Source organism: Halobacillus sp. ABA4_118 (assembly GCF_056160205.1).
In genome coordinates this window covers 1,269,263-1,285,055 of record NZ_JBSWWS010000001.1, presented here as the reverse complement: position 1 = coordinate 1,285,055, position 15,793 = coordinate 1,269,263, and the positions used below count along the sequence as shown (strand labels likewise).

Here is a 15,793-nt window from a genome sequence, read left to right as displayed (position 1 = left end):
ATTATGGATCGTATCGCTGGAATTATTAACCTGGACCATGAGCAGGATATGCTCGATGAACTCACATACTTCCGCTGCGGGGCAGCGGTTCCTTTTGCCGGACGCTACCGGATGATTGATTTCGCTATTTCCAATATGACCAACTCCCGGATTGAATCCGTAGCTGTCTTTGCAAGAAGAAAATACCGTTCGCTGATGGACCATCTCGAACAAGGAAAAGCCTGGGATCTGGACCGCAAACGGGGCGGCCTTTTTATCCTGCCCCCTGATTGGAATGATCCGACCGATATTTCCCGCGGGGATCTGCAGCATTTCCATAACAACATCGATTTCATCAACCGGACGCTGGCGGATTATATCGTCATCTCCGGTTCCCAGCACATCTGCAACATCGATTATCAGGATGTCCTGCAGGAGCATAAGGAATCAGGGGCGGACGTAACGGTCATTTATAAAAAAGTGGACGAAATGTATTCCGAGCATGAGCGCGCTCACAAGCTCGATATCGATGGGAATAACCGTGTGACGAATATTCACAATGATCGAAGCAGCCATAACGTCTATATGGATATGTACATCATTGACAAGGAATTTCTATACAATCTGATTGAGAAGTGCATTGCCCATGGATGCTCCAACTTCTTCCTGGATGGGATCAAAGGAAAGCTTCCGAACATTCATATCAATGCTTATGAGTACCACGGCACTCATGCGCTGATCAATTCGGTGGAAAGTTATTACCGCAACAGCTCCAAGTTGTTGAATGCCTCTGAGCATGATGAGTTATTCAAAGAGGATGCCCCGATTTACACGAAGGTGAAAAACGAAGCACCATCGAATTATACCCAGTCATCACACGTGACAAACACAATGGTGGCCAACGGGTGTGTCATTGAAGGGGAAGTCGAGGACAGCATCCTGTTCCGCGGTGTCAAAGTAGGAGAAGGGGCGGTCATTAAAAACTCCATCATCATGCAGCGCTGTGAGATCGAAGAAGGAGCGGTCCTGGAAAATGTCATTCTTGATAAGGATTGCACCATTTCCAGTGGCAAGACGCTGATTGGAGCACCTGAAAAGCCGTACGTACTAGCGAAGCGGCGATCAATGTAATCCCCTTTGTCAGGGACTGTCTGGACCTTACCGCTCGGGCAGTCCTTTTTCTTTAACAATGGTTAAGTGATGGATTGAACAAAGATAAGGAGTGGATATACGTGAATATTTTAATGGTTGGTTCAGAATGCACCCCTTTTGTAAAAACCGGTGGTCTTGCTGATGTGCTCGGTACTCTGCCGCATGCCTTGAAGAAACAGGGCGCCGATGTCCGTGTCGTCCTGCCGAAATATGAGAACATGGATGATCACTGGAAGGAACAGCTGACCCACCTGGATGAACTGGATATCACGCTTGGTTGGCGGAGCCAGTATGCAGGAATCGAATATATCAACTATGAGGGCATTCCCGTCTATTTCATAGATAACGAATATTATTTTAAACGTTCCAATCTTTATGGGTATGGAGATGAAGCCGAGCGGTTCGTTTTCTTCAATAAAGCGGTTATGGACTTTATCTGCACGCTGGAATGGACTCCGGATATCCTGCACTGCCATGACTGGCAGACCGGTCTCATCCCTGTCTACCTACATACCCATTATAAGGATGTGGAAAAGCTTCAAGGTATGAAAACGGTCTTCACGATCCATAATTTGAAGTATCAGGGGATTTATCCGCAGTCCGTCCTGCATGATCTGATGGACTTTGATGAAAGCATGATGAGAGATGATGCGTTCGAATTTTTCGGGAACATCAACTTCATGAAGGGTGCTTTGAACTACGCCGATTTTATTACAACGGTCAGCGAAACTTATGCAAAAGAGATTCAAACGCCCTATTATGGGGAAAACCTAGACGGAGTACTTAGAAAACGGACTGACGAATTAATCGGAATCGTCAACGGCATCGACGAGCATAACTATAACCCTATGAAAGACGAAGCCCTTGCTTTTCCGTATCGCAGCTCCCTGATCAAGAAGGCTCAGAACAAGATGTGGCTGCAGGCTGAATTAGGTCTGCCTGTACGTAAGGAAGTACCGATGATTGGCATCGTTTCCAGATTGGTGGAACAAAAAGGGTTCGACTTGATCGGAAGGGTGATTGACGAGCTGCTTTATCATGATGATGTTCAAGTCGTCCTGCTTGGTACGGGTGAATATCAATATGAGCAGCTGCTTCAATGGGTACAGCACAGACACCCCGAAAAAATGTCAGCGAATATCCGTTTTTCAGAACCATTATCCCGTCAGATTTATGCGGCCAGTGATATGTTCCTCATGCCTTCCCGTTTCGAACCGTGCGGGATTGGTCAGCTGATTGCCTTAAGGTATCTGTCTGCTCCAATCGTAAGGGAAACAGGGGGACTTGTGGACACCGTCCAGCCATATAATGAAGAGACTGGGGAAGGGAACGGATTTTCATTTACAAACTATAACGCCCACGACATGCTGTACACGATCCGCCGGGCCGTCGAATTCTATCAGGAGCCTGCTTCTTGGCAGAATCTTGTAAAAAACATCTGCAAGAGTAAGTTCACTTGGAAAAACTCTGCGGAGCAGTACATGGATTTGTATCAAACGATGTTCCGGTAGAGCTGATAGGAGGAACCTTTATGGTGATGTTCAGTAGCAAAAAGGAATTCAAGGCCGCGTTTAAGGAGCAGTTGGAGGACCGGTATGGGCGGACGCTGGAGACAGCTTCGGAGTATGATACGTACCGCGCGTTAGGGACGCTGATTCAGGAGAAAATCAATGCCAAATGGCTTCACACCCAGCAGCATTACAAGCGTAATAAAACGAAGCAGGTGTTTTATTTCTCGATGGAATTCCTTATGGGGCGTCTGCTTGGGAACAATCTATTAAACATGGATGTTCTGACACTTGTAGAAGAAGGACTGGAGGAGCTTGGTTTGTCCCTGTCCGGGTTGGAAGAGAAGGAAAGTGACGCAGGACTCGGCAACGGCGGTCTCGGCCGTTTGGCGGCTTGTTTTCTGGATTCCCTGGCCTCTTTGGAGATGGCTGGTCACGGCTATGGCCTCCGGTATAAGTACGGCATGTTTGATCAGCATATCATCGACGGGAAACAAGTGGAATTTCCTGATTACTGGCTTTCCAAAGACTTCGTCTGGGAAGTGAGGCGCCCGGATGAAGCAATCGAAGTCCGTTTTGGCGGACAGGTATCTTCCACCCGTGACAAGGACGGAAAGCTGCATTTTAAGTATGAGCACTACGAACCGATCCAGGCGGTGCCTTATGATGTCCCGATTGCCGGATATAAAAACGAAACCGTGAATACGCTCCGGTTGTGGTCTGCAGAACCATCTGTCGGAGACACAATGTCCCGTGCTGAAAAAGAAGGGGAGCTCGGTCATTTTCTCGGCCATAAACGTTCGCTGGAATCTATTTCGGATTTCCTATATCCGGATGATTCTACAGAAGACGGTAAACGCCTCCGCTTAAAGCAGGAATATTTCCTCGTTTCCGCCGGTGTCCAGTCGGTTGTCCGCTATTTTGAAAAACTGGGAGTGCCATGGTCCTCCTTCCCTGAAAAAGCAGCCCTCCATATCAACGATACCCATCCGGCCCTCGTCATTCCTGAACTGATGCGGATCCTTATGGATGAGAAAGGAATCGGCTGGGAGGAGGCATGGGAGATCACCCGGTCCTCGGTTTCCTATACGAATCATACAACCCTTAGTGAAGCGCTTGAGTCCTGGCCTGTAGGTCTTGTCCGCTCGCTGCTGCCACGGATTTTCATGATCATCAATGAAATCAATGAGCGTTTCTGTCAGGAGCTGTGGAGCACTTACCCAGGCGATTTCGACCGCATTGCCGACCTTGCCATCGTAGCGGACGGTCAGGTGAAAATGGCCCATTTATCCATTGTCGGAAGTCACAGCATTAATGGTGTGGCAAAACTCCATACAGAAATTTTAAAACATCGCGAAATGAAACGATTCTTCCATACATTCCCGGATCGCTTCAACAATAAAACCAACGGAATTACTCACCGCAGGTGGCTGATGCACAGCAACCGTAAACTGACGTCACTCATTACGGAAGCGATCGGCGACACCTGGATCCACGAGCCGCAGCAGTTAAGCCGGCTGATGAGCCGGAAAGATGATTTAAGCTTCCTTGATCAGCTTCACGATATCAAGCACCAGAATAAAGTGGAATTTGCAGAGTGGGTGCAGCAGACGCAGGGAATCACCGTCAATCCGCACTCCATATTCGATGTCCAGATTAAACGGCTCCACGGTTATAAGCGTCAACTGCTTAATGCTCTTCATATTATGCATTTATACAATGAATTGAAGGCAGACCCTGCCATGGAAATGGTACCGAGGACTTTCTTTTTCGGAGCCAAGGCAGCCCCGGGTTATCATTTCGCGAAAACGGTCATCCAATTGATCAACCGTATTGCAGAAGTGGTCAACAACGATCCTGCTGTAAACGATTATATAAAAGTGGTGTTCCTTCCGAACTATTCCGTGTCCATGGCAGAGAAAATCATTCCAGCGACCAATATCAGTGAGCAGATATCCATGGCTACGAAGGAAGCTTCGGGTACAGGGAATATGAAATTCATGATGAACGGCGCAGTGACCGTGGGGACGATGGACGGGGCGAACGTCGAAATCCACGACCACGTCGGGGATGATAACATTTACATTTTCGGTCTCACTTCTGAGGAGATCTGGGAGTATTACAATCAAGGCTCCTACTCTTCCAGTGAGATTTATCATAATGACGACCGGATCCGCCGTATTCTCGATGAATTGATTCACTACAGTCCTTTTTCTAAAGGCGAAACGGAATTCCAGGCCATTTACGATGCTTTGGTCACCTATAATGACGAGTACTTTGTACTGAAAGATTTTCCAGATTATCTGCTGGCTCAGAAGAAAGTCAGTCAGGATTATCAGCGAAAGCGTCAGTGGAACTTGAAGAGTCTCGTAAACATCGCCCAATCCGGTGTGTTTTCCAGTGATCGCACGATCCAGGAATACGCAGGGGAGATTTGGAAAATCAATCGTGTCGGGGCGCTGAAGTAGTTATATAGGGGGACGGATTTGTGAGACAAAAGGAAATGTATCATAACAGCTTTGAGGAATCCTATAGAGAGCCTTTCGGTGCTGCGCCGAAAGGTTCTGCTGTTACACTGAAACTGGATGTGCTCAACCGCCATCGTGTATCCCACGTCATCCTTCACTATATCCTTGACCGTACGGATCATGAAAAGACGAAGGAAATGGACGTATGCAGCGAGGAACACCAGTGCACGACATATGAAACGACCATAAAAATGCCGGAAAGTCCACAGCTGATCTGGTATTTCTTTGAAATCATCTCCGAAGACCGCACCCTTTTTTACGGACGGGAGCGGAGTAATGAGAGCGGGGAAGGCCGGATTTATGATCATATCCCCCCTTCCTGGCAGATTACGGTTTATGATCCTGTTTACGAAACGCCGGAATGGTGGAAGAATGCTACGATGTATCAAATATTTCCCGACCGTTTTTATGCAGCCGGTGACATTGATATGAAAAAAGCACCGGAAACGAGCCTTGTACATGCCCATTGGGAGAATGACCCTGTTTATATCCGCAATGAGCGAGGAGAAGTCATCCGCTGGGACTTTTTCGGTGGCAGCCTGAAAGGCATTACGGAAAAACTTGATTACCTCGAGACACTGGGCATTACCGTTCTTTACTTGAATCCAATTTTTGAAGCCGAAAGTAATCACCGGTATGATACGGGAGATTATCATAAGATTGATGAACTGCTCGGTACAAAGGAAGACTTCGAGGCGCTGATTGAAGAAGCGGAAAAACGAGGCATGGAAGTTATGCTGGACGGGGTGTTCAGTCATACCGGGAGCAACAGTATTTATTTCAACCGGGAAGGGAAGTACGACTCCCTTGGCGCCTATCAATCCAAAAATTCCCCTTATTACAGCTGGTATACATTCCACAACTATCCCAACGAATATGATGCCTGGTGGGGAGTAGGGACTCTCCCTACACTCCGGAAGGAAAATGAAGATTACCAGAACTTCCTGATTCACGATGAAGACAGTGTCATCAAAACGTGGCAGAAGTCAGGGATGAAGCACTGGCGTCTTGACGTAGCGGACGAGTTGACCGATGACTTGATCCGGCAGATTTATACCCAGCTGAAGGAGAAGGATTCATCCAGTGTGCTGCTTGGGGAAGTGTGGGAGGATGCGTCCAACAAATCAGCCTATGGAAAACGCCGCGACTATTTTCTCGGGGGCGTCCTGGATTCAGTGATGAATTACCCGATGCGGCGGATCCTGCTCGACTTTATTAAGGGGGACATGGATGCCTACACGGTGCACAGGCGCTTGATGACTTTATGTGAGCACTATCCGAAAGAATACTTCTATGCCGTCATGAACATGCTCTCCAGTCATGATGTCGAAAGAATTTATACGATGCTGGCAGACTTTCTGCCGGATGACTTTTCCGATGAGCAGAAAGAGCAGCTCATCTTCAAGCAGATCAAGGCTCTCAGTCTATGGATCTATGCTTTTCCGGGTGTGCCTTCCCTGTACTATGGCGATGAAGCCGGGCTGACAGGCGGAGCAGATCCGGATAACCGTAAACCTTATCCGTGGGGAAGAGAAAACCAGGAACTGCTTGACTGGTATACCAAAATCGGGAGTTGGCGGAAAGAGCATGACGTTCTTCGTACAGGGCATTGGAAGTCCTTTGCCCTGGATGATGATGTTTTCGGATTTGAGAGATGGAATGAAAACAATGTCGACCATTTTGGAAATGAAGCGGCGGACGAGCGGATTCTCTTTTTGTTCAACCGGAACCTCCGGGAAAAGCGGGAGATTAATATCCCCATTCAAAAAGGGAAATGGCAGCAGCTGGAGAACAAGAAAAGTATATTCAGTTCGAAAAATAACTGGCTGACGATCAAACTGGATCCGTCAGAGAATATGATTCTAAGGTTAATGAAATAGGAGGCGTAACCAATGGGTTTCTTAGATGGATTAATGGGAAACGCGTCCGAAGTGGACGTAACGAAGCTTGAAAAGGATTTGAAAGATATCCTTGCCGGTGGAGAGCAGGTAGAGAGCGGTTATAAAGTGCTCCGCGACTCGTTTATCTTCACAAACAAACGGCTGCTTCTCGTGGATAAGCAGGGCATGACGGGGAAGAAAGTGGAGTACCACTCCATCCCGTATAAAAGCATCACCCATTTCAGCGTAGAAACAGCGGGAAGCTTCGATATGGATGCTGAGCTGAAGATATGGATTTCAGGGTCATCCGAGCCGATCGGAAAACTTTTCAAGAAGGACAGCCCGATCGAATCCGTTCAACAAACACTGGCTGAACATGTATTATGACCTTTGCAGCCTTCTTCCGTATAAAGGAAGAAGGCTTTTGCTATTGAAAAATGACTGCCGTTCAAGCATCATAGAAGTACATCATTATGAAAGCGTTACCAAAGAGGTGTTCTCATGAAGCTTGAGCTTGTTCAGAAACAAACGACAGGGTTATTTATGACAACGGAAATGCGCCAGGCCGTTCAAATGCTTCAATTTTCAGCGGGTGAGTTATGGGAGTATGTGCAGCGGGAGGTTGATGAAAACCCGCTCCTTCATTTTTCTGTCGACGCTTCATCCATGTTCTACAAGCAAGGTGGATCGATGAATTTTATGGAAGAGATGACTCCTGATCAAGCATCATGGAGGGATAATCTAGGGGACCAGATCAGGCTGCTGGAGGTGCCTGCACAGACGAAAGAGATGCTGATTTTTCTTGCAGGGCATCTAAATGATGACGGTTTTTGTGAAGCATCGGACGAGGAGACAGCAGAAACCTTTCTTACGACGGTGGAATCAGCGAGGAGCATACGCATGTCTATGTTCAACCTGGATCCCGAAGGTGTAGGCTGCCGGAACATAAGGGAGTATTTGGTTTTTCAGGCTGCCCGGCGCTTTCCTGAGGATGAAAAACTGCCGCTGATCATCCGGCATCACTTGGATGATCTGGCCCTTGGAAACTGGGAGGAGATTGAAAAGTCTGCAGGCATACAGCGGAAGGAAGGAGAGGAAGCACTTTTGCGGTTAAAGCAGTTGAATCCGAGACCGCCGGCTTCCACTTTATCTCCATCCATTCCATCTCTCCCGCCTGATTTAATATTGGAAGAAACGGCAGAAGGGTATCAGCTTCACGACCCTTATTCCATGACGAAATACCTTGGGTGGGACCACGAACTCCTTGAGTTATACGATACCAAAGCAGAGGCCGCCGGTTTTTTTGAAGAAGACTATAAACGGGCCCGATGGCTGATTCAAAGCCTGGAAAGCAGGAAGAACACTCTCCTGCAGACGGCCGAGGTCGTCGTCCGTCATCAGCAGGAGTTTTTCCGGGGCCGTTCGCTGCAGCCGTTGACGCTGAAGAATGTGGCAGATCAGCTCGGTGTTCATGAGTCCACCATCAGTCGTGCGGCTGCCAATAAAGTCATGCAGACACCAAAAGGACTGTATCCCTTGAAAAGCTTTTTCGTCACGGGGTATCAAGGGGAGGACGGAAGAGGATATTCATCGGGTTATGTGAAAGAAAGGATCACCGGGATGATCCAGGGGGAAAATAAAAGGAAACCATATTCCGACCAAAGCATCAGCCGCCTCCTGCTTCAACAGGAAGGTCTTCACATATCCAGAAGGACGGTAGCCAAATACAGGGAAACTATGAAAATTCCATCCTCCTCACGCAGGAAGGACACGTCCAAAAAGCTTCACCTCCTACATTCCTAGGTTAATCTTCTCCTGAATGGGGGATAGACTATTAAAGTGGAGTGAAGGAGGAGAGAAACGTTGAAGAAGATCATTGATTATACGAAAGCGGTCATCAAGGAATTTCAAAAAGATAACGTCCCTCTGCTTGGGGCTGCCCAGGCTTATTATTACTTACTATCCATTGTTCCGATGTTGATTCTGCTATTATCTATACTCCCCTATTTGAATATTGATTCAGAAACGGCGATCCAGGCCATGGGCAACGTTCTTCCGAGCGGCACCGTTGATGTATTCCGTGAAAATATCGTTGCAGTAGTGGAACAGCCGAACGGGGGGCTTCTTACAGTTGGTATTCTGGGTACGCTCTGGTCCGCTTCCAGTGGCATCAATGCGTTCATACAATCGGCCAATGAAGCTTATGAAGTAGAAGAAACGAGGTCGTTCATCAAAGTGAGACTGCTGGCGGTCGCGTTGACGATAGGCATGATAGTAGCGATTGTCGTCGCTCTTGCGCTCCCAGTGTTCGGACAAGTCTTGATTGATTTCATCAACCTTCCAGCTCAGACGGAAATACTGATGCAGGTGCTGCGCTGGGTGATCAGTATATCGGTCATCGGTCTCGTATTGATGGCCCTTTATCACTTCGCCCCAAACAAGAACATTCCATTCAAGCATATTCTTCCGGGGGCAGTGATTACTGCGCTTCTCTGGCAGGTCATTTCCCTGGCTTTCTCGTTTTACGTAACGAACTTTGGAAACTACTCTGCAACGTATGGAAGTCTCGGTGGTGTCATCATTCTTATGCTTTGGTTCTTCCTGACCGGTATCATCTTAATGGTCGGTGCGGAAATCAATGTCGTCTATCACCGACGCCACGGAGGCAGGAAATCAAAAGCGGCTTAAATGTGAAGGAGGTCTCCCGTCCTATGAGGAGACCTCCTTTTTTAATGGAGGGAAAGGTTGAATTTCTCAAGAAGTTCAGGCAGCGTCGGCCGGTCATGTCCATTTCTTCCTTTCCCGGGCTCTGCATGAAGCAGTGATTCCAATACAGCCTCCTCGCAGGACTCGCGTACAGCTCGGAATGCCGCATCAATATCCTCTTCATGAAGCATTTCTAAAGACAGGGGCTGGTCCGGTTTGTTATGCGGAATGGTTCCAGCGGTTGTAAAACCGATGACAACTTCACCACTGCCATTACCGATAATAGACCCCGTCCTCGATAATCCGGCTGCTGCCCGTTTGAGTATCCGCTTCAACTGCCGCTCTGTGACCGGGAGATCCGTCGCGCAGATGACCATCACCGAACCGCGGTCCTTCTCCTGTACCTGATGTGCTTCGTTCAGCTCTTTCCCAACCGCTCTTCCATCGATCCGCAGGTCACTCAGCGTCCCGAAGTTGGTCAATGTCAGAACGCCGAGGGTATACGATCCGTAGGCGAGGTCGATTTTACGCGAAGCTGACCCGATGCCGCCTTTCATGGAGTAACATACCATGCCGGTCCCTGCCCCCACACTTCCTTCTTCAAACTCATCTTCCGCCCTTTGCAGCGCATGCCAGACATCCTCCTTCGCTACACTGCGGTTTCGGATATCATTCAAATGCATATCATTGCACTCCCCGACGACGGGGTTGACCGTCCCTGTCGTCCGTCCGATTTCAGGGTTCCGCTCCAAGCTGTAATCAACGAGGGCATCGTAAACCCGGCCGACTGCGAACGTATTGGTTAAGGCGACAGGGGTTTCCAACGTTCCCATTTCTTCGATCTGGATTAATCCGGTGGTTTTCCCAAAGCCATTGATGACATGCGAGGCGGCCAGCAGCTTTTGTTTGAAAAGGTTTCCTTCATGCGGAAGGATGACCGTTACGCCTGTGTGTGTGTCTCCGTCTGTCAGTGTTTGATGACCGACTTTGACACCGGGTACATCGGTAATTTGATTTCGCCTCCCCGTCTGCATCTCTCCAATTGTAATTCCGTATGTTCTTGTTTTTGTTCCCATCCATAAACCCTCCCTGCCTTCCTACTACTTTCTAAATGCAGAGATGAAATTCCTTTTTATGTATGAAAATACATCCTTAGGTTTTAATATACGTTCAAACGCTTGTAGATAAAGGTTTTTTGTATGGAAAAGTGAATAAAATAAATTTTCTTTTGAAAAATCTCAAAAAATATTTGGTTGCGCTTACATCGTTTTTATAAGTGGATTTGTAAAGGATTGTCATTGTCGTATTTGCATGAAAATTCAGCGGTTATGCCTGATGAGGGCGTGATTCTTCCATATGTTCATGCTATACTAGTAAGAAACTGAAAAGACAGAATTTTTCTATTATTGCCTGCAACCTTCAAGAATAAGTCCGCTAGGGGGAAAGATAATGCAAAAACACGGATATCCTGTTCCGCAGGGGCTGTATCATCCGGAAAATGAGCATGAAGCTTGTGGTATCGGAGTTATTGCCAACATCGATGGGACAAAGAGTCATAGTATTGTAGAAAATGCCATCACGATCTTATGTAATCTGGAGCACCGGGGCGGTCAGTCCGCGGATATCAGTACAGGGGATGGTGCCGGTATTTTAACCCAGATTCCTCATAAATTCTTTGAAAAACAATGTGAGAAAGAAGATATATACCTTCCGGAGGCTGGGAAATACGGGATCGGCATGGTGTTCTTCCCGGAAGATCATGGCTTGAGAGTCGACTGTATGCAGCGCTTTCAGCGTATCGTTGAGGAAGAAGGACAGCAGTTCCTTGGCTGGCGTACTGTACCCGTCAACGACTCCTTCGTAGGAAAAGATGCGAAAAAGACGAAGCCATTCATTCGTCAGGCTTTTGTAGCTCCTTCTGCAAATATCCAGACACAGATGGATCTGGAACGCCGTTTATACATCATCCGCAAACGTGCGGAAAGCGAAATTGCTTCCTTGGACCAGTATGATGACTTTTATATCAGCAGCCTGTCTTCCAATACGATTGTGTATAAGGGCATGCTGATTCCTGAACAACTGGACTCCTTTTATATTGATTTGAACCATCCTGATTTTAAAACCGCCCTCGCCTTAGTACACTCTCGATTCAGTACGAACACCTTCCCGAGTTGGAAACGATCACATCCAAACCGCTATACCATCCATAACGGAGAGTTTAACACCCTCCGCGGAAATGTGAACTGGATGAGAGCGAGGCAGGAGCTTTGTGAGTCTGAATACTTCAGCAAAGAAGATCTGGATAAGCTTCTGCCGGTCATTGATGCCAACGGAAGTGACTCATCCATGTTCGATAATGCGTTTGAGTTTCTTTACTTATCCGGTCGTTCTCTGGCCCACACGGCTATGATGATGGTCCCTGAGCCATGGTCCAATGATGAGACGATTCAGGAAGATAAGAAGAGCTTTTATGAATATCACAGTACGCTGATGGAACCATGGGACGGCCCGGCAGCCCTTGCCTATACGAACGGGAAGCAGATTGGTGCCTGTCTGGACCGTAATGGTCTGCGTCCTGCCCGATACTATGTAACGAAGGACGGCATGATCGTGCTCGGGTCTGAAGTTGGTGCGCTCGATATTTTCGCTGATGATATTTTGTACAAAGATCGACTGCACCCTGGCAAAATGCTGCTCGTCGATCTTGAAGAAGGGAAAATCATCCCGGATGAAGAGATCAAGCTTCAGATTGCCCGTGAGCATCCGTACCAGGAATGGATTGATGATCATAAATTCGATTTGGAAGACCTGCCTGAGCCGGCTGCAGAACACCGACCGATCGGAAATCTGATCGATCAGCAGCTCGCTTTCGGATACACGACAGAGGAATTGAATAAGATCCTCATGCCGATGGTGACGGATAAAAAAGATCCGGTCGGTTCGATGGGATATGATTCTCCGCTGGCTGTCCTTTCCAAGAAACCTCAGCTGCTTTACAGCTATTTCAAGCAGCTGTTTGCCCAGGTGACCAACCCTCCAATCGATGCCATTCGTGAAAAACTGATTACGATGGTGGAAACGACCATTGGTGCCGAAGGGAACCTGGTGGCTCCAAAACCGGACAGCTGCCGTCAAATTCGTCTGAAGACACCGATTCTGACGAATAAAGAGCTCGAACAGCTTCGCCAGCAGACGGTGGAAGGATTCAAACCGGTCACACTGTCGACGTTATTTAAAGCGGAAGAAAATGAAATGAAAGCTTCGCTCGACCGTTTATTTGAAGAGGCCGATCAAGCGGTGGAAGACGGAGCGACACTGATTATCCTTTCTGACCGCGGTGTGAATGGTGAGTATGCAGCCATCCCGACGCTGCTTGCTGTTTCAGGTCTCCACCACCATCTGATCCGCGAAGGGACGAGAACGAAAGTCAGTCTGCTTGTGGAAACAGGGGAAGCGCGTGAAGTCCATCATTTTGCAACACTTCTGGGCTACGGGGCAGAAGGGATCAACCCCTACCTTGCCTATGAATCGCTGCGTGACCTTCTTGAAACCGGTCAGATTGAAGCCGTTTCCCATAACGAAGCTGTACAGACGTACATTAAAGCGGCAACAGACGGTATTATTAAAGTCCTCTCCAAAATGGGGATTTCAACCATCCAAAGTTACCGGGGAGCCCAGATTTTTGAGGCTGTCGGTATTCGGATGGATGTGATTGATCAATACTTTACCCGGACGGCTTCCCGTCTCGGCGGAATCGGTCTGGACATCATTGAAAAAGAAGTATTGATGCGTCATGAAACAGCCTTCAGTGAGGGCCGTGGCGGAAACCGTACGCTTGATGCGGGTGATGATTATCAATACCGCAAAAATGGTGAGGATCACCAGTACAATCCGCAGACGATCGCGACACTGCAGCACGCCTGCCGTGCCAATGATTATGATCTTTTCAAGCAGTACTCGCAGATGCTGACGGATGAAAAGCATAACCTTCAATCCCTGCGTGGACTTTTATCCTTTAAAAAACGGCCGTCCATTCCGTTGGATGAAGTGGAATCGGTTGAAGACATTACCCGGCGCTTTAAAACCGGTGCGATGTCCTTCGGTTCCATCAGTCAGGAAGCCCACGAGGCGCTTGCTGTCGCGATGAACCGGATCGGAGGCCGCAGTAACTCCGGAGAGGGCGGGGAGAACCCGGCCCGTTTTGAACCGGAAGAAAATGGTGACCTGAAACGAAGCGCTATTAAACAGGTAGCTTCCGGACGATTTGGCGTAAATAGTCACTATTTAGTGAATGCCGATGAAATCCAGATCAAGGTCGCCCAAGGGGCGAAGCCCGGGGAAGGTGGACACCTTCCTGGTAAGAAAGTGTACCCGTGGGTAGCCGAAGTCCGCGGCTCCACGCCAGGCGTTGAGTTGATTTCACCGCCTCCGCACCATGATATTTATTCCATCGAGGATCTGGCTGAGTTGATCTACAACTTGAAAAATGCCAATCCAAAGGCTCGTGTCAGCGTGAAGCTTGTATCGGCTGTCGGTGTAGGAACCATTGCTGCTGGTGTAGCGAAAGGCCGTGCCGATCTCGTTCTGATTAGTGGTTATGACGGTGGAACAGGGGCTGCGCCGCGTACAAGTATTAAGCATACCGGTCTTCCGTGGGAAATCGGTCTGGCTGAAACCCACCAGACACTTGTGCTCGACCGGCTTCGTGACCGCATTGTCGTTGAAACAGACGGTAAGATGATGACCGGCCGAGATGTCGTTGTCGCCTCTCTTCTTGGAGCGGAGGAGTATGGATTTTCCACAGCCCCTCTTGTTGTCCTAGGCTGTGTCATGATGCGTGTCTGCCATTTGAACACATGTCCTGTTGGTGTAGCCACCCAGGATCCTGAACTTCGGAAGAAATTCACCGGTGAAGCCGATCACCTTGAAAACTTTATGCGCTTCATTGCCCAGGAAGCGAGGGAGATCATGGCAGAACTCGGCTTCCGTACGATCAACGAAATGATCGGACGGACGGATGTGCTTGAAACAAACGAAGCCATCGATCATTGGAAAGCGAAGGGTGTGGACTTGTCTGCGCTTCTTTACCAGCCCGATGTACCGGACAACTATGGTTTATTTGCTGTGCGTAAGCAGGATCACGGTTTGGATAAGACCCTCGATATGGAAGAACTGCTCCCGTTATGTAAAGATGCGATCGAAACGGGTAAACCGATGAAATATACCGGGTCGATCCGCAACATCCACCGGGTGACAGGGACGATTTTGGGCAGTGAGATTACCCGCCGCTACGGCGCAGAAGGCCTGCCTGAAGATACGATCAACCTGACATTCAAAGGTTCAGCAGGACAGAGCTTCGGAGCTTTCATTCCTAAAGGGATGTCACTGCGCCTGATCGGAGATTCCAATGACTATGTCGGTAAAGGACTGTCCGGAGGGAAGATCATCGTCCACCCTTCATCCAAGTCTTCGTTCCGTCCGGAAGAAAACACGATTATCGGAAACGTGTCTTTCTATGGAGCATCCGCTGGAGAAGCCTATATCAACGGTCTTGCCGGGGAGCGCTTCTGTGTACGGAACAGTGGGGCGGATGTCGTCGTCGAAGGTGTCGGGGACCACGCCTGTGAATATATGACGGGTGGAAGGGTCGTCGTCCTTGGAGGTACCGGACGTAACTTTGCTGCTGGTATGTCCGGAGGCGTCGCCTACGTTCTTGATGAAACAGCCCACCGTTTTGAAACGAAGTGCAACAAGGAGCTTGTGCTTCTGCAGCAATTGCAGGATTCACAGGAAATCCAGGAGCTTTATGATATGATCGATCGTCACGTATCGTATACAAACAGCCCGTTGGGACAGAAGATCCTTGCGGAGTGGCCGCAGTACGTGAGCCGATTTGTCAAAGTGATTCCAAGAGATTACCTGCACATGCAGGAACGCATTCAGCGCCTGAAAGAGAGCGGACTGGACAAATTTGACGCAGAAATGACAGCTTTTGAAGAGAGAAACAAACCGGTGGAAACCGTCAAATAACAGCGGAGGG

9 protein-coding genes are annotated in these 15,793 nt (G+C 48.4%); 8 read left to right on the top strand and 1 reads right to left on the bottom strand.

Features of this window, described 5'->3' with window-relative positions; all coding sequences use genetic code 11:
- Nucleotides 1-3: 3 nt before the first annotated feature.
- From glgD to ACXAGL_RS06235, 7 genes are all read left to right on the top strand, one after another.
- Nucleotides 4-1,110 carry a glucose-1-phosphate adenylyltransferase subunit GlgD gene (gene glgD / locus ACXAGL_RS06265; protein ID WP_474990417.1) on the top strand — a complete coding sequence of 369 codons (1,107 nt, stop codon included), beginning with the start codon at nt 4-6 and terminating at the stop codon, nt 1,108-1,110.
- 101 nt (nt 1,111-1,211) lie between these two features.
- Nucleotides 1,212-2,642, top strand: a complete 1,431-nt coding sequence (gene glgA, locus ACXAGL_RS06260; protein WP_474969986.1) for a glycogen synthase GlgA — start codon at nt 1,212-1,214, stop codon at nt 2,640-2,642.
- Between the two features lie 26 nt (nt 2,643-2,668).
- Nucleotides 2,669-5,107, top strand: coding sequence for a glycogen/starch/alpha-glucan phosphorylase (locus tag ACXAGL_RS06255; protein ID WP_474992340.1), 2,439 nt, complete (start codon nt 2,669-2,671; stop codon nt 5,105-5,107).
- A gap of 20 nt (nt 5,108-5,127) precedes the next feature.
- Nucleotides 5,128-7,047 carry a glycoside hydrolase family 13 protein gene (locus ACXAGL_RS06250; protein WP_474990415.1) on the top strand — a complete coding sequence of 640 codons (1,920 nt, stop codon included), beginning with the start codon at nt 5,128-5,130 and terminating at the stop codon, nt 7,045-7,047.
- Nucleotides 7,048-7,059: 12 nt separating this feature from the next.
- Nucleotides 7,060-7,434, top strand: coding sequence for a PH domain-containing protein (locus ACXAGL_RS06245; RefSeq protein ID WP_027956766.1), 375 nt, complete (start codon nt 7,060-7,062; stop codon nt 7,432-7,434).
- A 114-nt stretch (nt 7,435-7,548) separates the two neighbouring features.
- Nucleotides 7,549-8,850 carry an RNA polymerase factor sigma-54 gene (gene rpoN / locus ACXAGL_RS06240; RefSeq protein ID WP_474990413.1) on the top strand — a complete coding sequence of 434 codons (1,302 nt, stop codon included), beginning with the start codon at nt 7,549-7,551 and terminating at the stop codon, nt 8,848-8,850.
- Nucleotides 8,851-8,910: 60 nt separating this feature from the next.
- Complete coding sequence (locus ACXAGL_RS06235) at nt 8,911-9,735, top strand: YihY/virulence factor BrkB family protein (protein WP_474970742.1); 825 nt, start codon at nt 8,911-8,913, stop codon at nt 9,733-9,735.
- Nucleotides 9,736-9,776: 41 nt separating this feature from the next.
- On the opposite strand, the gene ACXAGL_RS06230 is transcribed toward ACXAGL_RS06235, so the two are convergent.
- Nucleotides 9,777-10,829 (bottom strand): DmpA family aminopeptidase, encoded by a 1,053-nt coding sequence (locus tag ACXAGL_RS06230; RefSeq protein WP_474990411.1) that lies wholly within the window; start codon nt 10,827-10,829, stop codon nt 9,777-9,779.
- Between the two features lie 373 nt (nt 10,830-11,202).
- Between ACXAGL_RS06230 and gltB the strand changes: the two genes are divergently transcribed.
- Nucleotides 11,203-15,783: a glutamate synthase large subunit gene (gltB, locus tag ACXAGL_RS06225; protein WP_474990409.1), complete on the top strand. Its 4,581-nt coding sequence runs from the start codon at nt 11,203-11,205 to the stop codon at nt 15,781-15,783.
- Nucleotides 15,784-15,793 lie beyond the last annotated feature (10 nt).